Origin of the sequence: Streptomyces sp. NPDC093089, assembly GCF_044754405.1 — a bacterium.
GTDB lineage: Bacteria > Actinomycetota > Actinomycetes > Streptomycetales > Streptomycetaceae > Streptomyces.
In genome coordinates this window covers 459,947-485,404 of sequence record NZ_JBIVPA010000004.1, presented here as the reverse complement: position 1 = coordinate 485,404, position 25,458 = coordinate 459,947, and the positions used below count along the sequence as shown (strand labels likewise).

At 71.5% G+C, this 25,458-nt stretch carries 21 protein-coding genes; 5 read left to right on the top strand and 16 right to left on the bottom strand.

Going from position 1 to position 25,458, the window contains the following annotated elements; genetic code table 11:
• Nucleotides 1–44: 44 nt before the first annotated feature.
• The 13 genes from ACIQFX_RS12150 to ACIQFX_RS12090 form a co-directional block, all read right to left on the bottom strand.
• Entirely contained in the window at nt 45–1,265 is a 1,221-nt protein-coding gene (locus ACIQFX_RS12150; protein ID WP_402461342.1) for a ketosynthase chain-length factor, read from the bottom strand.
• The gene (locus tag ACIQFX_RS12145) at nt 1,262–2,536 is read right to left on the bottom strand and encodes a beta-ketoacyl-[acyl-carrier-protein] synthase family protein (RefSeq protein ID WP_402461340.1); all 1,275 of its coding nucleotides are present in this window, start codon (nt 2,534–2,536) and stop codon (nt 1,262–1,264) included. Before ACIQFX_RS12145 ends, ACIQFX_RS12150 begins: the two co-directional genes overlap by 4 nt.
• A complete protein-coding gene (locus ACIQFX_RS12140; RefSeq protein ID WP_366310151.1) occupies nt 2,533–2,859 on the bottom strand; it encodes a TcmI family type II polyketide cyclase in 327 nt (108 codons plus the stop codon). The genes ACIQFX_RS12145 and ACIQFX_RS12140 overlap by 4 nt, the downstream gene beginning before the upstream one ends.
• A gap of 395 nt (nt 2,860–3,254) precedes the next feature.
• Nucleotides 3,255–4,151, bottom strand: coding sequence for an ABC transporter permease (locus ACIQFX_RS12135; protein ID WP_402461337.1), 897 nt, complete (start codon nt 4,149–4,151; stop codon nt 3,255–3,257).
• A complete protein-coding gene (locus tag ACIQFX_RS12130; RefSeq protein WP_402461335.1) occupies nt 4,138–5,019 on the bottom strand; it encodes an ABC transporter ATP-binding protein in 882 nt (293 codons plus the stop codon). Before ACIQFX_RS12130 ends, ACIQFX_RS12135 begins: the two co-directional genes overlap by 14 nt.
• 39 nt (nt 5,020–5,058) lie before the next feature.
• Nucleotides 5,059–6,162 (bottom strand): aliphatic sulfonate ABC transporter substrate-binding protein, encoded by a 1,104-nt coding sequence (locus tag ACIQFX_RS12125; protein WP_402461333.1) that lies wholly within the window; start codon nt 6,160–6,162, stop codon nt 5,059–5,061.
• Complete coding sequence (locus tag ACIQFX_RS12120; RefSeq protein WP_402461331.1) at nt 6,159–7,499, bottom strand: sulfate adenylyltransferase subunit 1; 1,341 nt, start codon at nt 7,497–7,499, stop codon at nt 6,159–6,161. Before ACIQFX_RS12120 ends, ACIQFX_RS12125 begins: the two co-directional genes overlap by 4 nt.
• A 2-nt stretch (nt 7,500–7,501) precedes the next feature.
• On the bottom strand, nt 7,502–8,440 hold the full coding sequence (gene cysD, locus ACIQFX_RS12115) for a sulfate adenylyltransferase subunit CysD (protein WP_402461329.1): 939 nt from the start codon (nt 8,438–8,440) through the stop codon (nt 7,502–7,504).
• A complete protein-coding gene (gene cysC / locus ACIQFX_RS12110; protein WP_402461328.1) occupies nt 8,437–9,018 on the bottom strand; it encodes an adenylyl-sulfate kinase in 582 nt (193 codons plus the stop codon). The genes cysD and cysC overlap by 4 nt, the downstream gene beginning before the upstream one ends.
• Nucleotides 9,019–9,116: 98 nt before the next feature.
• Complete coding sequence (locus ACIQFX_RS12105) at nt 9,117–9,893, bottom strand: alpha/beta fold hydrolase (protein ID WP_402461325.1); 777 nt, start codon at nt 9,891–9,893, stop codon at nt 9,117–9,119.
• 116 nt (nt 9,894–10,009) lie between these two features.
• Entirely contained in the window at nt 10,010–10,618 is a 609-nt protein-coding gene (locus ACIQFX_RS12100) for a DNA-binding response regulator (RefSeq protein WP_367828037.1), read from the bottom strand.
• A 71-nt stretch (nt 10,619–10,689) separates the two neighbouring features.
• Complete coding sequence (locus ACIQFX_RS12095) at nt 10,690–12,663, bottom strand: histidine kinase (RefSeq protein ID WP_402461323.1); 1,974 nt, start codon at nt 12,661–12,663, stop codon at nt 10,690–10,692.
• A 224-nt stretch (nt 12,664–12,887) separates the two neighbouring features.
• The gene (locus tag ACIQFX_RS12090) at nt 12,888–15,092 is read right to left on the bottom strand and encodes a TOMM precursor leader peptide-binding protein (protein ID WP_402461322.1); all 2,205 of its coding nucleotides are present in this window, start codon (nt 15,090–15,092) and stop codon (nt 12,888–12,890) included.
• A gap of 340 nt (nt 15,093–15,432) precedes the next feature.
• Here ACIQFX_RS12090 and ACIQFX_RS12085 point away from each other — a divergent pair, with 340 nt between their 5' ends.
• A complete protein-coding gene (locus ACIQFX_RS12085) occupies nt 15,433–16,317 on the top strand; it encodes a BTAD domain-containing putative transcriptional regulator (protein ID WP_402461320.1) in 885 nt (294 codons plus the stop codon).
• Between the two features lie 186 nt (nt 16,318–16,503).
• Here ACIQFX_RS12085 and ACIQFX_RS12080 read toward each other — a convergent pair whose 3' ends face one another.
• A complete protein-coding gene (locus ACIQFX_RS12080) occupies nt 16,504–18,036 on the bottom strand; it encodes a long-chain fatty acid--CoA ligase (RefSeq protein WP_402461318.1) in 1,533 nt (510 codons plus the stop codon).
• 255 nt (nt 18,037–18,291) lie between these two features.
• Entirely contained in the window at nt 18,292–18,963 is a 672-nt protein-coding gene (locus ACIQFX_RS12075; protein ID WP_402461317.1) for a hypothetical protein, read from the bottom strand.
• A gap of 303 nt (nt 18,964–19,266) precedes the next feature.
• On the opposite strand from ACIQFX_RS12075, the gene ACIQFX_RS12070 reads away from it, so the two are divergent.
• From ACIQFX_RS12070 to ACIQFX_RS12055, 4 genes are all read left to right on the top strand, one after another.
• Nucleotides 19,267–20,106 carry a hypothetical protein gene (locus ACIQFX_RS12070; protein ID WP_402461315.1) on the top strand — a complete coding sequence of 280 codons (840 nt, stop codon included), beginning with the start codon at nt 19,267–19,269 and terminating at the stop codon, nt 20,104–20,106.
• Nucleotides 20,107–20,567: 461 nt separating this feature from the next.
• Nucleotides 20,568–21,521 carry a hypothetical protein gene (locus ACIQFX_RS12065; protein WP_402461313.1) on the top strand — a complete coding sequence of 318 codons (954 nt, stop codon included), beginning with the start codon at nt 20,568–20,570 and terminating at the stop codon, nt 21,519–21,521.
• Nucleotides 21,522–21,674: a hypothetical protein gene (locus ACIQFX_RS12060; protein ID WP_402461312.1), complete on the top strand. Its 153-nt coding sequence runs from the start codon at nt 21,522–21,524 to the stop codon at nt 21,672–21,674.
• A gap of 238 nt (nt 21,675–21,912) precedes the next feature.
• Nucleotides 21,913–22,581: a DUF998 domain-containing protein gene (locus tag ACIQFX_RS12055; protein ID WP_402461310.1), complete on the top strand. Its 669-nt coding sequence runs from the start codon at nt 21,913–21,915 to the stop codon at nt 22,579–22,581.
• 732 nt (nt 22,582–23,313) lie between these two features.
• Here the strand turns inward: ACIQFX_RS12055 and brxL are convergent.
• Nucleotides 23,314–25,458: a BREX system Lon protease-like protein BrxL gene (gene brxL / locus ACIQFX_RS12050; protein ID WP_402461308.1), complete on the bottom strand. Its 2,145-nt coding sequence runs from the start codon at nt 25,456–25,458 to the stop codon at nt 23,314–23,316.

Genomic DNA, 25,458 nt, shown 5'->3' with positions numbered 1-25,458 from the left:
TCTCCTTCTCTTTTCGGCTTGTGCGGCTCGTTCGGCTCTTGAGGTCAGTTCCAGTCGACGGAACGCACGACGACGGCGGAGTTGAAGCCGCCGCGGCCCCGTGCGAGCACGAGCGCCGTGGTCACGGGCGCGACCCGCTCCTCGGTGACCAGGTCGAGGTCGTAGTCGGGGGAGGGGGTGACGTTCGCCGTCGGCGGGATCACCCCGTCCCGCATGGCCAGGAAGGCGGTGGCCACGTCCAGCGGCGCCGCCCCGGAACCGAGCCGGCCCGTCATGGTCTTGGGCGCCGTCACGGGGACCGCCCGCGGCCCGAAGACCCCGGTGATCGCCGCCGCCTCGATCCGGTCGAGCTCCGGGGTGCCGGCCGCGTCGGCGAAGACGACGTCGACGTCGCCCGCGGACAGGCCCGCGTCGGCGAGCGCGACCTCGATCGCCTTCCGCAGAGTCGGCTCCCGCCCGCTGTCCGGCGCCGGGTCGAACGTCGACCCGTAGCCGCAGATCTCCCCGTAGACCCGGGTCGCGCCGCGCCGGCGCGCCGCCTCGGCGTCCTCCAGGATCAGCAGGGCGCCGCCCTCGCCGGGCACGTAGCCGGACGCCTCGGCGTCGAAGGGCAGGTACGCCCGGTCGGGCCGCTCGTCCGTGCTCATGTCCCCGGTGGTCAGCTGGGCCACCCACCCCCACGGGCAGATGGCGGCGTCGACACCGCCGGACAGGATCAGGTCGCTGCCCTTGCGGACCAGCCGGCGCGCGTGCGCCAGGGCGTCGAGCCCGCCCGCCTGGTCGCTGACGACGACGCCGCTCGGACCGCGCAGCCCGTGCCGGATCGAGATCTGGCCGGTGTTCACCGCGTAGAACCAGGCGAAGGACTGGTACGCGCTGACGTACTGGCTGCCCTGGCTCCACAGGTTCTGCAGCTGGTCCTGGCCGAACTCGAAGCCGCCGGAGGTGCTGGCGGTCATCACGCCCATGCCGTACTCGTCCGCGTCCTCCGTGCTCACCCCGGCGTCGCCCAGGGCGTGCTCGGCGCCGACGAGGGCGAGCTGCGTCATCCGGTCGGTCTGCGGGATGAGCCTGCTCGGCAGGTGCTCCTTGGCCTCGAAGCCGTCCACCTCGCCGGCGAGCTTGGACGGGTAGCGCTCCGGGTCGAAGCGCGTGATGCGGCGGATGCCGCTCCTGGACGCGCGGGTGGCGTCCCAGTACTCCTCCGTGCCGAAGCCGTTGGGGGAGACGATGCCGATGCCGGTCACCACGACCTGGGTGCTCATGCCGTCGTGTTCCTGTCCGGTCGGGCGAGGACCATCGCGCTCTGGAAACCGCCGAAGCCGCTGCCGACGGTCAGTACCGCGTCGGTGCGCCAGTCGCGCGCGGTCAGCGGCACGTAGTCGAGGTCGCAGTCGGGGTCGGGCTTGTGCAGGTTGGCGGTCGGTGGCACCACGTTGTTCTCCATGGCAAGGACGGAGGCGGCGATCTCGATCGAGCCGATCGCGCCGAGCGAGTGCCCGACCATCGACTTGATCGAGCTCACGGGGGTTCGGTAGGCGTGCTCGCCGAGGCTGCGCTTGAAGGCGCTCGTCTCGTGGCGGTCGTTCTGCTTGGTTCCCGAGCCGTGCGCGTTGATGTAGTCGACGGCCTCCGGGGCGAGCTTCGCCTCGTCGAGCGCCGAGCGGATCGCCTCGGACATCTCCCGGCCGTCGGGACGCAGCCCGGTCATGTGGAAGGCGTTGCAGCGGCTGGCGTAGCCGGCGATCTCGGCGTAGATGTGGGCACCGCGCCGACGCGCGGACTCCAGCTCCTCCAGGACGAACATCGCTGCGCCCTCGCCGAGGACGAAGCCGTTGCGGGTGAGGTCGAAGGGCCGGGAGGCGTGCTCCGGGTCGTCGTTGCGCGGCGTGGTCGCCTTGATCGCGTCGAAGCACGCCACGGAGATCGGCGAGATCGGCGCGTCCGTGGCACCGGTGACGACCACGTCCGCCGAGCCGTCGCGGATCAGCTCGGCCGCGTAGCCGACCGAGTCGATGCCCGAGGTGCAGCCGGTGGAGACCACGGTCGAGGGGCCCTCGGCGCCGACCGCCCAGGCGACCTCGGCTGCGAAGGAGCTGGGGACGAAGTAGTTGTAGAGGTGGGGGACCGCGTACTCGTGGTCGACGAGGGAGAGCCGGCCGCCGTCGCTGACGACCCGGTACTCCTCGTCGAGGCCCATGGTGGCGCCCACGGCGCTGCCGACCGCCACGGCCACCCGGTGCGGCTCGACCGTGCCCAGTTCGAGACCGCTGTCGGCCATCGCCTCGCGGGCGGTGACCAGCGCGAACTGCGCGGCCCTGTCGGTCCGCCGGATCTCCTGCGGGGTGAGGCCGTGCTCGTACGGGTCGAAGTCGATCTCGGCCGCGATCCGGGAACGGAACGGCGTCGGGTCGAAGAAGGTGATCCCCCGCGTCGCCGTGCGGCCCTCGCTGAGCAGACTCCAGAAGTTCTTGGTCCCGATGCCGCCCGGAGCCGTCACGCCGACGCCGGTGATGACCACGCGCCGGCCGGTCACGCCGACTCCCAGGTGTAGAAGCGCTTCGCCATGGCGTCCGCCGGCGAACGCCAGGTCGCCGGGTCGTAGGCCTCGATGAACGGCTTCAGGTCCTGGCTGATCCCGACGAAGCGCGGATCGCTCTTCGCCTGTTCGATGAGCTCGCCGCCGTTGTCGTCGTCGAAGTCCTGAAGGTGGAAGTAAAGACCGTTGTACATGAAAAGCTGACGTCGCCGAGTCCCCATGCGGTGCGGCATGTCGGTCTCGTCGAAAGCCGCGAAAAGCCGCGCCACGTCAGCACTCGAACGAGAATCCATTCTGGCCACTATCAGATTGCTGTGCATTCGACCGCCTCCTCGATGATTTGCTGCGCCTATCGCAGATGCTTGACCAGTGCCGCCCATGCGGCGAGCTCCTCTTCCGACAGCGGTGGCTGGCAGGGCTGGTCGGTAAGCGGGATCCCGAAGTCCCTCCCGTCGTAGGGGGGATACATTCCGCTCCACGCAAAACCCATCCACATCAGGCCCTCACCGAAGTTCTTCGATAGGGATCGCATGGCGGACCTGAGCCTCGCGCCCATGTCAATCTCCATTCGCCGGGAACCACCCACCGCCACCTTGTGCGATGTCCCTCAAGGAGGGGTCGGAGGTGTATCGAATTCCGCTGGAGAGGTTGAAGAGGCAACGTGAAAGGGGCGGTTCCCCGAAGGAACCGCCCCTTTTCGATCGGAACGCAGGAATTAATCGGCGGCGACCAGCAGCCCCCGGGCGCGCAGCACCCGCCGCTCGACGGGAGCGAAGACCAGCAGGTCCACGGCGACGCCGACGACGAAGATCAGGAGGATGCCGAGCAGCACGCCGGCCATGTCGGAGAACTCCCGCTGGTTCTCCAGGTACCGGCCCAGGCCCAGCCCCAGGTCGGGCGAGGACGCGATCAGCTCGGCGGCCATCAGCGAACGCCAGGAGAACGCCCAGCCCTGCTTGAGCCCCGCCAGGTAGCCGGGCAGGGCGGCCGGCAGCAGGACGTGCCGGGCACCGCTCAGCCCGGTCGCGCCGAGCGTCCGGCCGGCCCGCAGGAACAGCGGCGGCACCTGGTCGACGCCGGCGATCAGCCCGTTCGCGATCGACGGCACCGCGCCGAGCAGGATCACCGCGTACATGGCGGAGTCGTCGATGCCCAGCCAGATCACCGCGGCCGGCACCCAGGCCACCGACGGCAGCGACTGGAGCCCCGAGAGCACCGGCCCGAAGGCGGCCCGCACCGGCTTCACCCGGGCGACCAGCAGACCGATCGGCGTGCCGATCGCGACGGCCGCGAGGAAGCCCGAGAACCCGCGCCAGACGCTGGTCCAGATGATCGAGAACAGCGTGCCCTCGTACCAGAGGTCGCCGAGCGCGGCCCACACGGCGGCCGGGCTCGGCAGCTTGTCCGGGCCGGTCAGGCGCAGGCTGTACGCCAACTGCCAGGCGCCGAGCACCAGGACCGCGCCGAGCACCGGCGGCAGCACCTTCTCCCGCAGCACCCGGCCGGGCGTGGCGCGCGGCGCCCGCACGGCCTCCAGGGCGTCGAGACCGGCGCCGACCCCGGCGGAGTCGTCCACCGGGGGCGGGGTGGGGAGGGTGTCACTGCGGGACATGGCGGCGGATCTCCCCACGCAGGTGCTCGGTGATGTCGTTGGTCAGTTCCGCGGCCCGGGCGGACTCGGCGCGCAGCGACCGCGGCAGGTCGATCCGCCACTCCCGCGCGATCCGGCCGGGGCGGGACGAGAGCAGGACGACGCGCTGCGCGAGCCGGACGGCCTCGCGGACGTTGTGGGTGACGAACAGGACGGTGAGCGCGCGCTCCCGCCAGATCCGGCTGAGCTCGTCGTGCAGCACGTCGCGGGTGATGGCGTCGAGCGCGGCGAACGGCTCGTCCATCAGCAGCACCCCGCCGCCCTGGGCGAGCGCACGCGCCAGGGCCACCCGCTGCCGCATCCCGCCGGACAGCTCGTGGATCCGCTTGCCGTGCGCGCCGCCCAGGCGGACGAGCTCCAGGAGCCGCTCGGCCTCGGGCCGCCGCTCCGCGCGCGGGACGCCGGCCAGCCGCAGGGCCAGTTCGATGTTCCCGCCCGCGGTCAGCCACGGGAACAGCGCGTGGTCCTGGAACATCAGCGCCGGGCGGGCGCCGGGCACCTCGATGGTCCCGGAGCCCGGCTCGTCGAGCCCGGCGACCAGGTTGAGCAGCGTGGACTTGCCGCAGCCCGAGGCACCGACCAGGGTGACGAACTCGCCCGGGGCCACGTCCAGACTGATGTCGTCGAGCACGGGGGCGGCCGCGCCGGGGCGGCCGAAGGACTTGGAGACGTGCGCGAGCCGGACGGCGGGCCGCCCGCCCGCGGTCCCGGCGCCGGCTCCCGGATCCGTCGCGGGATCCGTCACGGGGGCGGTCTCCTGGACGCCGGCCGGGGAGCCCTTCGGGGCGTCCTCCGGAGCGTTCTGCGGGGTGGTCAGTGCCGTGGTCATGCCGGACACCTCCTGCGGGATGGTCGGGGTACGGGGGTGCTACCTGGGCGTGCCGAGTCCGGCGTCCGGCACGGCGGGCCGCCCCGCCGCCCTCAGCACCCTGTTCAGCGGGGCCAGGTCGTAGATCCCGGCGAGGTCGGGCCGTTCGAGGAGGCCCGCGGCGACCGCGTGGTCCGCCCCGGCCCGCAGGGTCCCGGCCAGCGGGTCGTCGAGGAACTCGATGCTCCGCCAGGCCGGGTCGAGGACGGCGGGCGGGAGCGCCTTGCCGGTGTCCTGCCGGATCCGGGCGTCCGCTTCGGCCTTCGCCCGCTCGGGGTGGTCCCTGATGTACGCGTGGGTGGCCACCGAGCCGCGCAGCACGGCCTCGACGACGTCCGGGTGCGCGGCCAGGAACCGCTGCGAGACGACGAGGTGGGTGATGACGAACCTGCCGTCCGGCCACAGCGACCGCTCGTCGAGCAGCACCTTCGCGCCGAGCGCGACCAGCCGGGAGGCGGTCGGCTCGGGCACCCACGCGCCGTCTACGGCGCCGGAGGAGTACGCGTTCGGGGTGACCTTGTTGTCCGTGCGGACGACGGAGACGTCCCCCGCGCCGGAGGCGGCGTCCACCCGGAGGCCCCGGCCCGCCAGGTAGTGGAGGAGGGCCACGTCCTGGGTGTTGCCCAGTTGGGGAGTGGCGATCCGCTTGCCCCGCAGGTCGTCGGGCGAGGCGATCCGCGCCGGGTTCACGACGAGCTTCACGCCGCCGGAGGCCGAACCGGCCACGATCCGGAGGGACGTGCCGCCGGAGCGGGTGTAGCCGTTGATCGCGGGGGAGGGGCCGAGCCAGGCGAGGTCGACCGCGCCCGCGTTGAGCGCCTCGATCGCGGACGGGCCGGCGTTGAAGACCTGGGTGCGGATCCGGGTCGCGCCCAGCTCCTTCTGGAACAGGCCCTTGCGCAGGCCCACCAGGGCGGTGCCGTGGGTCAGGTTCGCGAAGTAGCCGATCCGCACGGTGTCGGCGGAGAGCCGCGGGCCCGCGGTGCCCGCCACGGGCTCCACCGCCGGGTCGGGGCCGCCGGCCCGGGACCCGTAACCGCAGGACGACAGCAGTGCGGTGACGGCCAGGAGCGCGACGGCGGCCCGGGCGGCCGCCCGCCTCACGCCCCCTCGCACCGGAACCGGTCCCGGTCGCCGGCCGCGCCCGCGGTCCCGAAGGCCTCGCCCGCCATGCCGGCGGTGAGCGTGGTGCCGTCGGCCGGGTCGATCAGCAGGAACGATCCGGTGCGCCGGTTGTCGGTGTAGCTGTCGAGCGCCAGCGGCTCGGCGGTGCGCAGCACCACGTGGCCGATGTCGTTGCCGTTCAGCCCCTCGGCGCCGGAGCGCTGTTCGAGGGTGCCGATGTCGATGCGGTACGAGATGTCCTTGACCAGCGCCCGCACCGTACGGGTGGTGTGCTTGACCAGCACCTTGGCGCCGACCCGCAGCGGGCGTTCGTCCAGGTGGCAGACGCTCGCCTCGATGTCCTTGGTGGGCACCGGTGCCCGGCCGCCGGCGGCTATCAGGTCACCGCGGGACACGTCGATGTCGTCGGCGAGCCGGACGGTGACCGACTGGGGCGCCCAGGCGGTGTCCGCCTCCTCGCCGAGGGCGTCGAGGCCCGCGACGGTGGTGGTGCGCCCGGACGGCAGGACGGTGACCGGGTCGCCGACCCGCAGCACCCCGGAGGCCAGCTGGCCGGCGTAGCCCCGGTAGTCGGGGTGCTCGGCGGTCTGCGGGCGGATCACGTACTGGACGGGGAAGCGCACGGGCTCCTGGCTCGGGTCGCTGCCGACGGGGACGGTCTCCAGGTGCTCCAGGAGGGTCCGGCCGCCGTACCAGTCCATGTGCGCGGACGGTTCCACGACGTTGTCGCCGGCGAGCGCGGACAGCGGGATCGCCACCACGTCCCGGATCCCGAGGGACGCCGCGTAGGTCGTGAACTCCTCGGCGATGGCGGCGAAGACGGGCTCGGCGTAGTCGACGAGGTCCATCTTGTTGACGGCGAGGACGACGTGCGGGACGCGCAGCAGGGCGGCGACGGCGGCGTGGCGGCGGGTCTGCTCGACGACGCCGTTGCGGGCGTCGACGAGGACGACGGCGAGTTCGGCGGTGGAGGCGCCGGTGACCATGTTGCGGGTGTACTGCACGTGCCCGGGGGTGTCGGCGAGGATGAACCGGCGGCGGGCGGTCGCGAAGTAGCGGTAGGCCACGTCGATGGTGATGCCCTGCTCGCGCTCGGCCCGCAGGCCGTCGGTGAGCAGCGCCAGGTCGGGCGCCTCCTGGCCGCGCTTGATGGACGCGGCCTCGACGGCCTCCAGCTGGTCGGTGAGGACCGACTTGGAGTCGTGCAGGAGGCGGCCCACCAGGGTGGACTTGCCGTCGTCGACGGACCCGGCGGTGGCGAAGCGCAGCAGCGAGGCGGCGGGGGCCTCCTGAGTGGTGGTCACGGACGTGGTCACGGCTAGAAGTACCCCTCGCGCTTGCGGTCTTCCATGGCGGCCTCGGAGAGCTTGTCGTCGGCCCGGGTGGCGCCGCGCTCGGTGAGGCGGCTGGCGGCGATCTCGGCGATGATGTCCGCGTTGGTGGCGGCGCCGGAGTCGACGGCGCCGGTGCAGGACATGTCGCCGACCGTGCGGTAGCGGATCAGCCGCCTCTCGACCCGCTCGGTCTCCCGGGGCCCGCCCCACTCGCCCGCGGTCAGCCACATCCCGTCGCGGGCGAAGACCTCCCGCTCGTGCGCGTAGTAGATCGCCGGCAGTTCGATGCCCTCGCGCTCGACGTACTGCCAGACGTCCAGCTCGGTCCAGTTGGACAGCGGGAAGACGCGGACGTGCTCGCCGGGCGCGTGGCGGCCGTTGTAGAGCGCCCACAGTTCGGGGCGCTGGCGGCGCGGGTCCCAGGCGCCGAACTCGTCGCGCAGCGAGAACACCCGCTCCTTGGCGCGGGCCTTCTCCTCGTCGCGGCGGCCGCCGCCGAACACCGCGTCGAAGCGGTGGGACTCGATGGCGTCGAGCAGCGGGACGGTCTGCAGCGGGTTGCGGGTCCCGTCGGGGCGCTCCCGCAGCCGGCCCGCGTCGATGAACTCCTGGACGGAGGCGACGTGCAGGCGCAGCCCGTGCTCGGCCACCACACGGTCGCGGTAGGCGAGGACCTCGGGGAAGTTGTGGCCCGTGTCGACGTGCAGCAGCGCGAACGGCACCGGTGCGGGCGCGAAGGCCTTCAGCGCCAGGTGCAGCATGACGATGGAGTCCTTGCCGCCGGAGAAGAGGATCACCGGCCGCTCGAACTCGCCCGCCACCTCACGCAGGATGTGCACCGACTCCGCCTCCAGGGCGTCCAGGTGCGACAGTGCGAACGGGTTCTCCGACGCCTCGGTCGGACGGCGGGTCGCGGTCGTCATGCCAGGCCCCTCTCGGTCAGGAAGGTGTGCAGCTCGGTGGCGGACTCGGCCACCGAGCGGCCCTGCGTCCGGATGCGCAGCTCCGGGTTCTCCGGTGCCTCGTACGGGTCGTCGACGCCGGTGAGGCCGGAGATCTCGCCCGCGGCCTGCTTGGCGTAGAGCCCCTTCACGTCCCGCGCCGAGCAGAGCTCGACGGGGGTGGCGACGTGGACCTCGACGAGCTCGGTGCCCCGGGCGGCGTGCCGCGCGCGGACGGCGGCGCGGGAGTCGGCGTACGGCGCGATGACCGGCACCAGCACCTTCACGCCGTGCGCGGCGAGCAGTTCGGCCACGAAGCCGATCCGGGTGACGTTGGCGTACCGGTCCTCCCGCGTGAAGCCGAGCCCCTTGGACAGGAACGCGCGGATCTCGTCACCGTCGAGCACCTCGACCTCGTGCCCCTCGGCCCGCAGGCGGCCGGCGAGGGCGAGGGCGAGGGTGGTCTTGCCCGAGCTGGGCAGCCCGGTCAGCCACACGGTGGCACCGCGGGCCCGGGCCGCGGTGTCCCCGCCGGCCTCCTGGACGTGAGCTGTGGTCACGGCGATGTTCTCCCCGAAGGTGAGGTGCTGCTTTCCGGACAGGACCCAGGGCGTGTCGTGCCGACCGGCCGGGCTCGCGGCGCCCGGCACGACGTCCCCTAGGCGGTGGCGAACTCGGCCAGGGTCCGGCCGAGCACGTCCATGTCGATCCGGTGCCAGGAGCCGGGCAGTTCGAGGCCCCGGCCGTTGGGCAGCGCCGCCGCCGTCGCCTGCGCCGCCGCACGCAGCCAGGCGCTGGTGCCGTCGCTGTTGAGGACGAGGGTCTCGGTCTCGTAGGTCGCGAGCCGGTCCACCGGGACGGTGTAGTCGCCGCAGATCAGCGTGTCGTACGCGAGGGTGTGGGCGTTGGCCTCGTTCATCGCCCAGATCGGGCCCTTGCGCCACTCGGCGATGGTGTCGGGGGTGAAGCCGAGGAAGCCGCCGAGGAAGTGCTCGACCGCCTCGTCGCGGCGGTCCTCGGTGAGGAGGACCCGGAGCGTCTTCGCGAAGTTCCACACGGGCTTCGGGAAGCCGTCGACCCGGAAGAAGGGCTCGTGCAGGGCGAGCTTGGTGATGGGGGCGCCGGCGAGCGCCGCCTCGATCGCGAGGTTCGCGCCGGAGGACCCGGCGAACACCACGGCCTCGCCGCCGGCCGCCTGGATGACCGCCTCCAGGTCCTCTATCTCGCGCTCGACGGCGTACTCGGGCGCGTCGCCGCTCAGGCCGCGGCCCCGCCGGTCGTAGACGTACGTGGTGCAGTGGGGCGTCAGTTCGGGCACCAGGGCGTCGAAGATCGTGTGGTCGCGGAACGACCCGTTGAGAAGCACGAGGGGCGGGCCTTCGCCCGCCTTCTCGTAGGCGATCGTCGTGCCGTCCCGGGAAACGACCTTGCGCATCTCGCACTCCTCATGCCGACCGGAGGTGCTCTCACCTCGCCGTATGTCGGCATCTTCGAGCGCGTCGCTGGATCACCGGTCGAGGACCGGTCGCGGGTGGCGGCCCGCCTCCGCCGTCAGGCGAGCCAACCGGCCTCGGTGGCGATGCGGACGGCGTCGAGCCGGTTGCGCGCGTTCAGCTTCATCACGGTCGTCGTCAGGTAGTTGCGTACCGTGCCGATCGACAGATGCAGCTTCGCGGCGATCTCACTGGGCTCGTCGCCCTGGGCGGCCATGCCCAGGACCTCGGTCTCGCGCTCGGACAGCGGGTTCTCGCCGATGTCCCAGGCGCTCATGGCGATCTGCGGGTTGATCACCCTGCGTCCCGCGAACACCTCCCGGACCGCCTGTGCGAGCCCTTCGGCCGGGGAGTCCTTGAGCAGGAACCCCGAGACGCGCGCTGCCATCGCCCGGCGGAGCAGACCCGGGCGTCCGAGCCCGGTCATGATGAGCGTCCGGCAGTCCGGAAGCAGGTCGTGCAGCGTCTCCGCGGCCGTGAGCCCGTCCATGTTCGGCAGGTCGACGTCCATGACGGCTACGTCCGGCCGGCATTCGAGGGCGGTGGGGACGATCAGGTCCCCTCGGTCCACCACGCCGACGACCTCAAGGTCGGGCTCCAGTTCGAGCAGCGCGACCAGGGCCCCTCTCACCATGTGCATGTCCTCGGCGAGGAGAATTCTGATCACCCGATTCTCCACTTGTCCCCCTTTTACCTTCCTTGAAGGTATGTAATGCGCCTTAACCTACCCGCGAACCGTCAATGCGTGGCACCCGAACGCGCGACCGCGTACGGCGATTCGTGCTCCTCCGGCTGACTGCGGTACCCCCGCGCCACGAGCCGCACGTCCGCGAGCGCCTGACGCGAGATCTCGAGGACGGTCGTCAGCTCCTCCTGCGCGGGCTCCGTCGACCGGGGCAGCATCCGGTGGATGAGCGCGCACTTCATCGTGACCTCGGAGAGGCTCGACCCGAGCACCTGGTGCAGCTCGCGCTCCACGATCAGCCGCTCGCGGGCGACGGCCATCCGCGCCAACGCGCCCCTGGCCTCGTGGAGTTCGCTGACCAGCCGGTAGAGCGCGGTGAAGGCGTAGACGGCCAGGCCCGCCATCAGCGACGAGTCCGTCTCGTAGACCATCTCGTAGAGCGAGTCCCCGGCGGTCGCCCCCACCGGCGCGATCACGGCCACCGAGGCCGCGTAGAGCACCCATCGGAGCCTTCCGCCCACGGTGAAGAGGAACGATCCGGCAAGGAACCCGGCCATCGAACCCCACGGCCCGCCGAGCCAGAGCAGCGGTGCGTACGTGCCCACGGCCAGCACGCCCAGGCCGATCGACCGCCCGTACGCCGGCCAGGTGTGCGCGGGGCGCAGCGAGAGCAGCACCTGTACGGTCACGACGACGGCGAGGCAGCCGAGGAAGGCCAGGAAGGCGGCCCCGGACGGGGTGGTGGCCGCCACGTTGATCACGGTGATCAGCGTGTAGCCGGCCAGCACGGCCAGGAGCATGGCCCGCGCCATCCGCGGCGCCCACGGCCTGGCGGCCTTGAGCTGGTCCTCGGGCTCGGGCTCCGCGCGGTGCTCTTCGGGTCGGGGGACGACCGGGGTGCGGGCGACGACCTCGAACCAGCCGTCCTCGGCCGGGCCGCCGCTCAGCTCGCCGCCGATGCCGCGCAGCCGGGTCGTCAGGTTGCCGAGCCCGCTGCCGCCCGCGGGGAGCGTGTCGAGGCCGGCCTCCCCGACACCGTCGTTGCGGATCAGCAGGGAGATCGTGCCGCCCTTGCGGGTCGCGCGGATCGTGCACTGCTGCGCCTTGCTGTGGCGCAGGGCGTTGGTGACGGCCTCGCGGAGCACGATGGCGAGGACGGTGTCGACGTCGCGCGGCAGCGGACCGCAGGCGAGGTCGGCCTCGGCCTCGATCTGCGCGGCGGCCAGCACCGACAGCGCGGACTCGGCCTCGTCGGCCAGGGACATGTCGCGGTAGCCGGTGGCGACGACCCGCACGTCGGCCAGGGCCTCGCCGGCGATGCCGAGCACCTCGGCCACCTCGGACCTGGCCCGGTCGGGCGCGGTCGGGAGCAGCCGGTAGCCGAGTTCGCTCTTCAGGGCGATGGCCGAGAGGCTGTAGCCGAGCAGGTCGTGCAGGTCGTGGGCGACCCGCAGCCGTTCCTGGATGACGGCCATGCCGGCCAACTCGCGCCGCGTGTCGCGTAGTTCCGCGACCAGGTCGGACAGGGAGCTGACCCCGTAGATGATGAGGCTGGCGAGCAGTGTGGCGCCGAGTCCGTAGGCCGCCTTGCCGGGTCCGGCGATGGCGACGACCGCGGCCACGATGGCGGCGATGACGGAGGCGTACAGCGGCCAGCGGAGCCGGCCGGGGACGGCGAGGAGGACCGAGCCCGCGAGCAGTCCGGCCATCGCGCCCCACGGCATCCCGAGCCAGACGAGCGGCAGGAAGGTGACCACGGCCTGCGCGGACAGCGTCAGCGCGCGGGTGCGGACGGGCCAGTCGCGCGGTCTTCGGGTGGAGTGCGCGTACTGGAGGGCGAGGACGGCCACCATGCCGAGGGCGAGTAACGCGAGGCGCGCGGGGCCGGGGTTCTCCTCGCGGACGGCCATCACGGTGACGACCGTGTGGCCGGCGAGCGTCCCGAGCGTCACCTGGAGCGCCATGCGGGATGCCTGCACCCCGCACGCGTCGTGAGGGTCGTCCTCGCCCTGGGGTGCGTCGAGCATCAGCGCGCGCCTCCTGGTCCGACCAGCGGTGGACGAGAGCACAGGCGACCGCCCGAGTACCCCCCTGAATACCGCGGGTGATCATACCTGGGAAGTAACGGCTTGTCATGAGCACAATTTTCACTTTTCCGACTTCTTCGACGGGCCCCGACCGCCACCAGCGGTGATGCCCCCGGCCTCCTTCCAGGGCTTTTTGCCCCCTTGGCGCGCGCCTCGGGAGAAGCTCAGAGGAACAGCGGAACGGGGTTCAGATCCTCGTACGCCGTAGGGGATTTCAGCCTTCCGAGCCGCACCGGTACGTCGAACAGGCGGCCGGGCGCGAACCTCGCCCAGAAGTGCCGCAGACCCGGCACGACCACCTTCACCACCGGCAGCCCGAGGTCGGGCCTCGTCTGGTCGAGCACGAACACCTCGAGGCCCTGGGCCCCGGCCAGCGCGCAGAGGTGCTCCAGGTCGTCCCGCAGATCGGCGCGCGGCACGTGCGCGTAGTCCGCCGGCGTCCGCGCCGGAAGCTCCGCGTCCGGCAGGAGGTAGGGCTGGTCGGCGACCGTCGCCCCGCGCAGCCAGTCGAGCAGGTGCTGCGGCAGCCCCTTCGCGTACCCGCCCGTCACGGCCGGCAGCAGCTGGCCCAGCTCGGTGACGGCACGGCTCAGCGCGACCGCCGGGTCCAGGTGCGCGCCGAAACCCAGCATGATCTCCTCGGCGGGACCGTCGACCCGGCGCGACACCGCGGCCATCACCGGAATCCCCAGGTCGGCGGTGAGGTCGAGCACCCACAGCTCGCGGCCGAGCTCGCTGAATCGTTCCGGCAGAGCGGAGATCCACGCGTCGCCGAACGACTCCAGGTCCACCCCGGCGTGCCGCGTCCGGTTGTACCACCACAGCGCGACCGCGTCCCGCTCCACCAACTCCAGGAAACCCTGCAGGATCGCGTCCTCCAGCGTCCCGCCCGCCGCGTTCCCGTTCGAGTCCGCCACGACCGAACCGACCCCGTCGGCGTCGAAGTACAACTGGCTCGTCGGCAGCAGCCGGTGCCGGCCCTCGGTCAGCGACCACACCGGCGTCCACTCGATCTCGGCGTCCTCGTCGAACCGCTCCGGCACGTACTGGAACGGAATGCCCGGCGCGTTCCACCGCTCCCGCTCCCGGTACTGCCGCTCGTCGAACAGCATGCACGCCCCCGGATGCACCGCGTCCGGCGCCAGCTCCCGGTAACTCCCCAGCACCGTCGCCTCGTCACGGAACCGCGACGCGCTGTACCGCTCCACCGCCTCGCACAGGCCGCTCACCCGCGCGTCCAGATCGGTGCGCCCCTTGCCACCGCTCTGCATCCGCAACCCCGCGCGGAACGACGGCAGATCCGCCCCGGCGAACGCCAGGTTCGGCCCCGCCTGGTAGCAGTGCAGGAACGACGGACTCCGCGGATCACGCACCACCCGCTCCACGATCCCCGTCACCGGATCGGCCAGATGCCCGAACCGCTCCCACATCTGCTCCGCCGACAGCGCCCGGTGCCCGTTGCCCGCCGCGACGCCCTTCGGCCGCGACACCGGCACCACCGGCCGCCGCGCCAGATCCGCGACCAGCCCGGGATCACCGCAGTCCGCGCACTGCGGCCTGCGCTCCACCGGATGGTGGGTCGCGCTCAGCGTCAGCGTGTCCAGCGACCACACCGCGCTCTGGCTCTCGTCGCGCATCCCCGCCAGCCACTTCGCCGCCTGCAGCGCCGCCGTCTGCAACCCCAGCTCACGCGTCGCCGCCAGCGACGCCTCCGGCACCCGCACCGGCCCGTCGAGGCCCAGCGCCCGCCGCACCTGCGACTCACCGCGCCGATGCGAGCGGAGCCGTACCGCCAGACACGACCAGCACGGCCCGTCGCCCGGCCGGAACACCGGACCGATGCACAGTTGCGCCCCGTAGGGCTTGGCCGGCAGCCACGGCCGGCCGTCCGCGATCCGGGCGGCGTTGAACACGGCCAGCTCCGGGTCGAGGTAGTCGTCGCAGACGACCAGCGCGAACGGCGCGTCGGGGCCGCACGTCAGACCCGCCGCGCGGCAGGCCCGCTCGGCCGCCGCCGCGTCGGCGCCGCCGATCGCGACGACGCTCACCTCGGCCTCCACCGGATCGCCCACCCCGGCGAGGTCCCAGTAGGCCCCGGCCGCCTCGTCCTTCGGACGGTCGGCGTGGAAGCCGACCAGACCCGCGGAGGCGAGCCGGCCGAGCATGCCGTCCAGCTGCTCGGTGGGGATGTCCACGGCCGCCCGCAGCTCGGGGAGGGTCAACGAGCCGTCGAGCAGCGGGGCCATCTTCTGGATCGCCGCTCCGGAGAGCGCCGTCGTGCCCCGCGGGGAGACGAGGTAGACCGCCTCGCCCGGGACGATCTCGGCGCGGAAGTGGCGCCGGAAACCTATCCGTCCGTCAGCCTGCACGGTGGCGCCGCTCTATCGCGCCGCGTCGACGGGCAGGGTGTAACACCAAGGGGCCGGGTTCTCCCCGTCGGAGGGGGAGCCGTCGAGGTTCTCGATGACCAGGTCGTCGAAGCCGGGAGTGGTCTGCATGTCGTCGCCTCTCTCTGCCGCCTGCCGCAGCCGGTTCGTCGCTGCGGTGCCCCGAAGTCAACAGCGACCCCGGCGAGGGCCGCCATGCGCCGATTCATGTTCCCCATGTGAATTCTTCACATGGGAGAGATGCGCAGCTCAGTGGGCAACTCCCGGCGCTCTCGGCATGCTGGAGACCGAGATCGATAGGTGCGATGCCTGGAGGAACGCAATGTCCGAAGGTCCTACAAGGTTCGACCCCGTCAACGCCGGTCAGCAGCCCGGACCGCTGAGCATCGGACTGCTCGGCTCGCTGTCCCTGCATCTCGACCGGACCCCCGTGACGGCGAGCGCCCCCAAGCAGCGTCAGGTACTCGCGCTCCTCGCCCTGAACGCGGGCCGGGTCGTGACCGTACCGGCGCTCATCGAGGAACTGTGGGGCGACCGCCCCCCGCGCAGCCACGCCACCACCCTGCAGACGTACGTGCTCCAGCTCCGCAACGCCCTGGCCGCCGCCGACTCCGACCGCCCCGGCGTGCGCCAGATACTCGGCACCTGTCACAGCGGCTACCTCCTGGAGGACGGCACCTGCACCACCGACGTGGAGGTCTTCGAGCGCCACGTCCGCGCCGGCCGCAACGCCTCCGAGGCAGGCGACCACCGCCGCGCCTCGGAAGAACTGCGCCAGGCACTGCAGTTGTGGCGCGGACCCGCCCTCGTCGACGTCCGCAAGGGCAGCGTCCTGGAGATCGAGGCGGTGTCCCTGGAGGAGAGCCGGCTCGGCGCCCTCGAACGGCGCATCGAGTCCGACCTCGCCCTCGGCCGCCACGCCGACCTCCTCGGCGAGCTGACCCGCGTCGTCGCCCGCAACCCCATGAACGAGAACCTCTGCGCCTACCTGATGATCGCCCTCTACCGCGCCGGCCGCGTCGGACGCTCCCTGGAGGCCTTCCACCGCCTCCGGTCCGTGCTCAACCACGAGCTCGGCGTCGAACCCTGCCCCCGCCTCCAGGGCCTCCAGACGGCCATCCTCTCCGGCGACCCCGCCCTCGACGTCTGGTCCGTCTCCTGGTCCCCCGAGGAGTTCGCCGCCAACCGCCTCGCCCGCGCCTCCTGACCCGGACCCCGTAGCCTCCCCACCCACAGGAGCCGTCACCCCCGCACACGGCTCCTGGTGGGGGAGGCGGGCGACCGAGCGCGAGCGCGCCCTCCGGCTGCTCCGTTGCTCCGGACTCCGTTACTCCGGCTTCGGTTGAGCTGACTTCCGGTTGTTCCGGACTCCGCCACTCCGGCCCGGCCACTCCTACCCCGGCTGATCCGCCGAGTCCTCGACCGTGATCTCCCGGACCGTGATCTCCCGCTTCAGGATCTTGCCCGTCGGCCCCTTGGGCAGCCCCGGCACGAGCCGGACGATCCGGGGGTACTTGTACGGGGCCACCCGGGCCTTCACGAACGCGCGCAGCTCGTCCGCCGTGACCTGGGCGCCCGGCTTCAGGGACACGACGGCCGCGACCTCCTCGCCGTGCACCTCGTGCGGCACGCCCACCACGGCGGCCTCGGCGACGGCCGGGTGCTCGTAGAAGACCTCCTCGACCTCGCGCGGGTAGACGTTGTACCCGCCGCGGATCACCAGGTCCTTCTTGCGGTCCACGATGAAGTAGAAGCCGTCCTCGTCGCGGCGCGCGAGGTCCCCGGTGCGGAACCAGCCGTCGGTGAAGGCGGCGGCGTCGGCCTCGGGACGGTTCCAGTAGCCGGCCATGACGTTCGGGCCCTTCACGGCGATCTCGCCGACCCCGCCCCCCGCGACCTCCTTGCCCTCGTCGTCGAGCAGCCGGACCCGCACGCCCTCGATCGGGGTGCCGATCGACCCCGGCTTGCGCGGGCCGTCCAGTGCCCCGAAGGTCACCACCGGGGCGGTCTCCGACAGGCCGTACCCCTCGACGACGGGACAGCCGAAGGCGGACTCGAAGCGGTACAGCACCTCCACCGGCATCGCCGACCCGCCGGTCACGCAGAGCCGGAGCCCCTCCTCGCCCGTCAGCCCGGTGGAACCGGCGGCCTCGGCGGCGGCCAGCAGTCCGAGGAACATGGTGGGCACCCCCTCCATCACCGTGACCCGGTCCCGGGCGAGGATCTCCAGCGCCTTCGCGGCGTCGAAGCGCGGCAGCAGGGTGATCCGGGCGCCGGTCAGCACCGCCGCGTTCAGCCCGCAGGTCTGGCCGAACACGTGGAAGAACGGCAGCCCGCCGAAGACCGTGTCCGACGCCGACATCCCGAGCACCCGTGCCACGGCCGCCGTGTTGGAGCCCAGATTGCCGTGCGTCAGCCGCGCACCCTTGGGCCGACCGGTCGTGCCCGAGGTGTAGAGCAGCACCGCGAGGTCGTCGTCGCCCCGCTCCACGACCTCCCCGCGGGGCTCGGCCGCGGCCTTCTCGGCCGCGAAACCGGGGTCCGTCACGTCGACGCACCGGATGCCGAGCTCCGCCGCCGCGGCGCCCGCCTCGGTCATGGCCGGACCCCACGCCAGGATCAGCCGCGCCCCGCAGTCGCCCGCGCCGTAGCCGATCTCCCCGGACTTCAGCAGCGGATTCATCGGCACCGCGACCGCGCCGGCCCGCAGCACGCCGTAGTAGACGACGGCGAAGTGCGGGATGTTCGGCAGCAGGATCGCCACCCGGTCACCCGCCCCGACCCCCTGCCCCGCCAGCCACCCCGCCACCCGGGCACTGCGCTCCTCCAGCGCCCGGTAGTCGAGCGCCACCTCGTCCAGCCGGATCGCCGTACCGTCCGGCCGCTCCGCCGCGGTCCGAGCCAGGTTCAGGGCCAGATTGGTCACCGTCGACCTCTTTCCGATGATTCGGGCGTTGCTCCCGGGCAGGCTGTCCGCCACCCCCATTCCACCCTCAACGGCGCCCCTCCGCAGGTCAGAGGGGCACCGCGAGGACACGCGCGCCGCCAGGCGAGTGGTGCGGCGGGGTGCGGATGCCGTCGGGCGCACCGGGTGGCGGCGCGTGCCCGCCGTCGGGCGCACCCGGGTGCTGGCGGGGTGCGGATGCCGCCGGACGCATCGCCTGACGGCACGTGCCCGCCGTCAGACGCACCGGGCGGTGATGTCGCCGTACGACGTGTCGGCGTGGATGCGCAGTCCGGCGTCGGCTCCCTCGGTGTTCCCGAGGCCGTTGGCGATACGGCCGAAGGCGGTGCGGGCGTCGAGGGTCGCGGACGTGCCGCGGGCCGCGCCGACGGTGATGCCGCCGGCCTCCGTGCGGAGCGTGACCGTGCCCCGTACCGCCTCCGCGACGTCGATATCGCCCTTCTGCGTCCTGATCTCGGCCGTGTCGCCGAGCCGGCCCACCGCGATGCTCCCGGCCTGCAGCACGATCCGCCCGCCCGCGATCTCGTCGAGCCGCACCGGGCCGGCGGCCCCCTCGAACACGACGTTCCCGAGCCGGCCGGTACCCAGCAGTTCACCGGCGGCCGTCTTGGCCTCGACCCGCGACCCGGCGGGCAGCCGGACGCCGACCTCGACGACCCCGGAGTTGCCCAGCACCCGGTTCCGCGCGGCCGGGGTCGCGATCCGCAGCACGCCGTCCGCGTACCCGACCTCGACCTCCTCGGCGGCCTTCACGTCGCGGCCCTTGGAGGCGTCGGCCGGCCGGACCTCCACGGTCGCCTCACCCTTGTCACCCGCGACGAACCGGATGTTCCCGGCGGCGATGTCCACGACGGCGACGATCTCGGCGGCGGTGGCGAAGTTCTGCATCGTTCTCTCCTTCTCGTCCAGCGGGCACCCCATCGGCCCGCTGTTTCTGATAAGGGAAAAGCTGCGTTGCGTTTGAAGATCTGGCAATGACTTCGTTGCGTAGAAACCGAATAAACGCAGGTCGTTGCAGTAAATTCATTGCAACGACTCTGAAGGTAATGCAACAACCCGCCACTCGTTCATTGCAATGAACTGATGGTGAACGCTCCTCGGTCCCGACCCCGGGCCCCGCCCCGCCGGTGACCGGCGGGAGTCCGGATCGTTGCCCGGTCATCAACGAACGGAAACAGTCGGAGGTGTGCGATGGGCGAACAGCGGACGAGCACGACGCGGGGCCTGGTCCTGGGTGAGGCCGAGGACGTGCGGAGGGCGGCGGAGGCGCTGGCCGAAGGGGCCGCCGTGGTGCACGGCTTCGGCAACTTCTACGCCCTGACGGCGCGCCCCGACCGTGAGGTCGTCGAGCGCGTCAACCGGATGAAGGGGCGCCCGGCCGATCAGGTCGGCAGCGTCACCACCGTCCGCGAACGCGTCGGCTCGGTCTTCGACTGGACCCGGCTCCCCGTCCCGCTCCCGCGCCGCCAGGTCGAGGACCTCGTCGACGAGCTGCTCCACCTCGGCCCGTTCGGCGTCCGGGGCCCCGCCGCCGCGCACATCCCGCCCCACCTCGCGGCCGTCGAGCACGGCGTCGGCACCGTCCAGCTGATCGTCCCCGGCTACTCCTGCCCCTCCAACGCCTTCCTCGCCGAGGCCCTGGACCGCACCGGCACCGGATTCCTCTCCGTCACCTCGGTCAACCGCTCCCGCCACGCCACCGGCGCGGACCACGAACCGGCCCACTGGACCGCCGACGGCGTCATCGCCGAATTCGGCCACGAGCCCGACGTCCGCATCCTCGCCCACGCCGACGACGCCGCCGCCCGCCGCCGCCACCCCCACCACGCCACCACCTCCACCACCGTCCTCTCCTTCCACCACACCCCCGGCTACGGCCGCCCCGGCATGCCCACCCTCACCCTCGAACGCCACGGCTCCCTCTCCGCCGACCACACCCGCGCCATCGCCGCCAACCACGGCTTCACCCTGGCCCTCTCCCCCCACTCCCCCCACCGCCTCCCCACCCGCACCTACCCCCACCCCGCCTGACCCGCCCCCCTAGGAAAGGACCCTCCGAAGGGAGGGTCCTTTCCGGCCTCAGCGCGACCCACCAGGCCTGTGAGGCAGATCACTCGACTTCCCGACGTCAGAACTGCCGGTTCAGGGTGCTGCCGAGCCCGAGAGGAGACAGGGTCGACACCCACCCGCTGGAGGCACCACCCATGACATCGGAAGCTCCCGAGGAACCGCAGGCGCAGGCGCAGCCGCAGGCGTTCGAGGTAACAGGGGACGCAGGGCACACGGAACACGCAGGGCACACGGAACACGCAGGGCACACGGAACACGCAGGGCACACGGAACACGCAGAGCACACGGAGCACGCAGGGCACACGGAGCACACGGAGCATGCGGAAGACCCGGAGCATGCGGAAGACCCGGAGGACCTTGACGCCTTCTGGGCCCGATACGGCCTGGTGAGGCGGTGGCGGGACCTTCCCGAGCCGAAGCCCGTGCCCGTTGATCCGCGGTCCGTCCACGGCCTCCCCGCACTGGGCGAGGACGACCTCCTCGCGTACGGCGGCGATGGGGGAGTCCGCGACAGCTCCTACTTCTACTTCGGCAACGAGCAGGACGGGGGGCGTCTGCTCGCGGGGCGACTGTTCCGGGAGAACTCCAAACTCGAACCGTGGGACATCGTGCACACCTGGACCGAGGGAGAAGCCGACTGGGGGCGGCACCGTGCTGTCTCCGACAGGCGGGGCGCCGAGAAGTCGAAGTCTCCGGAAGCCCGTGTCGAAGCCCGCGAAGCCAGGCTCGCTGCGCGTGCCGTGGAAGCGCGCAACGAGGCCGTGCTCGGCAACACGGAACTCGTAGAGAAGTTCATGGCCGTCGACCTGGGCTTCTGGCGGGGTGCCCGCTGGCAGGAACCGGTGACCACGGCACTCCTCGGCGACTGGGCGAGCACCTTGTACACACACGGCACCATCCGCCGCGGGGCCCTCGCCCAACTGATGCGCGAGGTGAGGGAGATCCACCGACAGTTGACGCCGCTGTGGCGCCGACGCTGCGCCGGGGAGCGGCTCCTCAGCCTCGACGTGCCGATCCTGGAGAACGGGCTGACCCTCGCCGACCTCGTCGCAGGAGGCCCCGACCCCGCCGACGTCCTCGCGGGAACACTCCCCGACAACCCGCACGTGCTCGCCGTCCTGGACCAGTTGACCCCCACCGAGAGGGCCGTCGCACTCGCCTGGTCCCACCCGAGCACGTCGAGTTGGACCGAGGCGGCCGCCACGGTATTGGCCCTTGTCTCGCAGACACAGACACAGACACAGACGCAGGCGCAGCGGCAGGCGCAGGCGCAAGGGGACGCCGAAGCCTTGGGCGAGCGGGTACGCCGCAAGCTCAAGCGCCTCGGACGCCGGCCGTGCCACGGCCGGGACGGCGCGGAAACGCGGGAGGCGTGAGTGCCCGACCTCCCGACTCTCGCCCTGATCGCCCTCGTCGGCTTCTTCGTCGTACGTGAAGCCCGGCGCGACGAACAGCTGGGCGCCGCGCTCCTGGTCGGCGTCGCCGTGGTGACGCTGATGCTCACGCTGTACGGGGCGAGCCGCGCCTGACGACGGCGAGCACAACGCCCCCGACGGCCAGGACGTCGACGGCGAGCATAACGCCCCGACGTCCTGGCCCGGCCGGCCACAACCCGGGCGGTACAGGCTCCCAACCCCCTACGTGATCCGCGGCCCCACCGAACCGACTGGCGTGACATGACGCGGTTCACTCCGCCCGCGGCGATGACTTCGCCGCCCCCTCCCGGTCATACGTGCGACAGGATCCGAACGAGGAAGGCGGCCCGCCATGACCCAGACGCTCAGCGCCCGTTCCCACACCGTCCGCACCGCGCCCGCCGCGTGGTCGGCGGCGCGTGCCCTGACGGCCGGAGCGGTCGTCGCGGGGCCGCTGTTCCTCGGGGTGGGAATCGCCCAGGGGCTGCTCCGCGACGGCTTCGACTTCGGCCGCAACGCGATCAGCCAGCTCGCCCTCGGCGAGGCGGGCTGGGTTCAGACCGTGAACTTCCTGGTCGCGGGCGCCCTGTTGATCGCGGGCGCGGCAGGCCTGCGCCGGATACTGGGCGGCGGTGCGGGCGGCACCTGGGGCCCGGTCCTGACCGGGGGCTTCGGGGCGTCCTTCTGGGCCGCCGCGGCCTTCCCGGCGGACGCGGGCGCGGGCTTCCCCGTCGGCGCCCCCGACGCGACCGTGATGAGCGGGCACGGCTCCGTGCACATGCCGGCGGGGACGGTCGGCTACCTCGCCCTGTGCGCCGCGTTCCTCGTCCTGGCCCGCCCCCTCGCCGCCCGCGGCCACCGACACTGGGCCGTCGCCTCCCGCATCGTCCCCGCGGTCGTCCTCGCCGGCTTCACGGCCTCGGCCGCCACCGTCGCCGCGTTCACCGCCGGCGCGGCCCTCGGCCTGCTCTGGCTGGCCGCGCTGACGGCCCGCCTGTCCACCACCCCGACGAACCGCTAGACACGGCACGTACACGGAAGGCGGGGATGCCGTTCCCCGCCGCCAGGATCAGGCGCGAGCCGCGGCAGCCGACGCCGAGACCCGCCGGCCAGACCTGGACGCAGGGAATCCCCCGCATCCACTTCGCGTACGGGCGCACCGTAGGCCGATGTCGGTCGAGGCGGCACCGGAGCCGCGCGGCTCGGCGGCCTGCGCCCCCTCGTCCCCGATCGAGAAGTACCCCGACCAGCAAAAAGGACCCTCCCGAGGAGGGTCCTTTTCTTGCGCCCCCGGCAGGACTCGAACCTGCGGCCAAGTACTTAGAAGGCACTTGATGGATGGGGGAGTGGGGTGGCTCTGACCTGCTGCTCCGTGTTCGGCTGCAGGCCGGCGGCTCAAACTTCCGGCGTTTTCGGGACGATGATGCGACGGGATGCCCGGCCGCGTGCTTCCCTGGACAGTCAGTAAAAGTGCTTCGCGGCTTTGAAACCGCAACCTCTTTGTCCCGAACGAGGTTCGGTTGCTGCGCTTGCCAGCGCGGATGGCGTTTGCCCTGGTCAGAGGCATGGTCCCGGTTGGTCTCGGCGGGTATGGAAGGGAGCCGGGGAGCGGGTCGGCTCCCAGACGGCTCCCAGAGCCCACGTCCGCCGGTCCGCGATCACTCGCTGTCCGTCAGGGCTCAGACACAGCGGTCGGCGACCACTCCTTCGTTCGGGCGAAGGCTCGCTGTTTCCAGCGCAGTCAACACCTCAATCACGTGCCCTCGCGAATGTAGGTCACACCGAACGCCTTGACCTGGCGATACCCCTGGAGCCTGGTAGCGAGGTCGAACGCGTCACCGGTGACGTACTGGAAGATGTCGAGGCCGCGGCCAAGCACGATCTTCCAGCCAGTGTCGGTGACAATCGAGCGGTCATGGATCGTGTTGCTGAACGAGACGTCGAGGTTGACGCCGCCGGCTGCTGCGCCCTGCTTAACCTTGAGCAGGAGCTCAAGTTGCTTGCGGACCTTGTCCTCGCCGCCGTTGCTCTCTGAGGTGATGAGCTTGACGTTGACCTCGTCGGCGGCGTCCTTGAGGACGGCGATCCCCTCGATGAGTTCCATAAGGTTGCGGGCCTGGTGGAACTGGCGAATGTAGGGGTCTGTGATCGTAATCTGCCCTGCTCCGCGCAGGTAGGGGGCGAGCAGCGTGTCGAAGGATACGCCGCGTTGGTTCTCCTGGAACTCGCGGTGCCCCTCGAACAGCGGAGCCACCACATGCGCGTGCTCATCCGGAGTCCCACCCTGGACAGCGGGCACCGCCGCGCCCGGCGACGGTTCGATCGTGCTATCAGCGACCTCAGAACGCCCGCGGCGCTCGCGGTGGTAGTAAGCCGGGTATTCGTCCTCCTCCAGGGTCGAGACCGCGTACCAGGCTCCGTTCCTGTCCAGGTACCCGAACTTGACGTCGGCCATCGTCGAGTCAATCCGCAGGATCTGGTCCTTGACGCGCTTCCGCCCCTCGATCGCGAACCGCAGGATCTCCTCGATCTCTTCGTGCGTTGCCTCCCCGTGCGGGTAGAGGATCTTCATCAGCCCGGAGAATGTCTTGTGGATCCCGTCGCGGTCACGCGTTGAGATGTCCGATGAGAGCGAGAAGTGTTGCTGGTAGCGGTCCGAGTAGTCCTGGGACCGCATCGACTTGAGCACTTCAGCGATGTAGTCGACGACGAACCCATAGCCATCCGAGAACATCTCCCCGCGGATGGTGTCGACCTCCCAACCAGGGATGTAGTGGTGCAGCCGGTCGAGGTAGGCGGAGTCGTGGTAGCTCTCGGGCAGCTCGTCGAACAGGTCGGAGTGCTTAAGCATGTACGGCACAGTGTGCGAGGTGTTGCCGACGAATACCATCGACGCCTCAGCCCCGAGCGTCTCAACACCGCGGGAGAAGGACTTGTTCGCCATATAGTTCTTCATGATGTCGACGAGCGCCCTGTCGGCACGCTTCTTCTTGCCAGCGAACTCATCGAACGCGACGACATCCCAGTAGCCGACCAGGCCGATACGCCCGTTGGCGTTATTGACGAACAGCTTCGGCACTGTGACCTCGCCACCGGAGATGAGCATGCCGTGGGGCGAGAACTCCGAGAAGATGTGGGACTTTCCAGTGCCCTTGGGGCCGAGCTCGACAAGGTTGTAATTTCGCTCGACGAACGGGATGAGTCGCACGAGCTGGATGAGCTTGGCCCTCCTCCCAAACAGCTCAGGGTCGAACCCGATGGACTGCACGAGCAGGTCCATCCACTCGTCGGTGGTGAACTCGCGCCGGGCCATCAGATAGCCCTCGACGTCGAAGTTCGACAACTGGATGGGCTTGATCGAGCCGAGAATCCACGGCACAACTCGAGGGTCGGCGCTGTGGAAGTACTCGATGTTGCTGATGCACCACACGCCTCCGACGAGCAGCTTCGGGTGCGCCTTGATCGTGGCGGGCTCAACGAGCACGCCCTTGATGCCAAGGTTCGCGAACTCGGCCTCGTAGACGTCGTCCTTCTCGTTGAGCGTGGCCGTGACCTTGTCGATGATCCTGTGCCGCCCGCGCTCGCGGATCGTGGATTTCACCAGCTCGGACTGGTTCCGGTGCACGTAGTGGTCGGCCAAGATCCTGCGCACCGTGTCGATGCCTGCCTGGATGGTGGCCGCGTCATCAGAGGCCGCGTACTGCCCGAGCAGGTACTCCAGCACGTAGGACGGCACGATGGCGTTGCCCTTGACGGCCTTGACCAAGTCCTTGCGCACGACGGCGCCCGGGAAGAGTCGGTTGATCTTGCTGTCCAGCTCGCTCGGTCTGGGATCTGCATCGGCCGGCGCGTCTAGGCCGACCGGTTCCGCCGGGCTGACCTCGCTCACTCCGCTCAT

Bases quoted from the DNA above. Each gene is read 5' to 3' on its own strand.
- ACIQFX_RS12085 (WP_402461320.1), top strand. From the start codon at position 15,433: ATGTCCGAAGGTCCTACAAGGTTCGACCCCGTCAACGCCGGTCAGCAG.
- ACIQFX_RS12075 (WP_402461317.1), bottom strand. From the start codon at position 18,963: ATGCAGAACTTCGCCACCGCCGCCGAGATCGTCGCCGTCGTGGACATC.
- ACIQFX_RS12150 (WP_402461342.1), bottom strand. From the start codon at position 1,265: ATGAGCACCCAGGTCGTGGTGACCGGCATCGGCATCGTCTCCCCCAAC.
- ACIQFX_RS12130 (WP_402461335.1), bottom strand. From the start codon at position 5,019: ATGACCACGGCACTGACCACCCCGCAGAACGCTCCGGAGGACGCCCCG.
- cysD (WP_402461329.1), bottom strand. From the start codon at position 8,440: ATGACGACCGCGACCCGCCGTCCGACCGAGGCGTCGGAGAACCCGTTC.
- ACIQFX_RS12095 (WP_402461323.1), bottom strand. From the start codon at position 12,663: ATGCTCGACGCACCCCAGGGCGAGGACGACCCTCACGACGCGTGCGGG.
- ACIQFX_RS12055 (WP_402461310.1), top strand. From the start codon at position 21,913: ATGACCCAGACGCTCAGCGCCCGTTCCCACACCGTCCGCACCGCGCCC.
- brxL (WP_402461308.1), bottom strand. From the start codon at position 25,458: ATGAGCGGAGTGAGCGAGGTCAGCCCGGCGGAACCGGTCGGCCTAGAC.
- ACIQFX_RS12105 (WP_402461325.1), bottom strand. From the start codon at position 9,893: ATGCGCAAGGTCGTTTCCCGGGACGGCACGACGATCGCCTACGAGAAG.
- ACIQFX_RS12140 (WP_366310151.1), bottom strand. From the start codon at position 2,859: ATGCACAGCAATCTGATAGTGGCCAGAATGGATTCTCGTTCGAGTGCT.
- ACIQFX_RS12135 (WP_402461337.1), bottom strand. From the start codon at position 4,151: ATGTCCCGCAGTGACACCCTCCCCACCCCGCCCCCGGTGGACGACTCC.
- ACIQFX_RS12070 (WP_402461315.1), top strand. From the start codon at position 19,267: ATGGGCGAACAGCGGACGAGCACGACGCGGGGCCTGGTCCTGGGTGAG.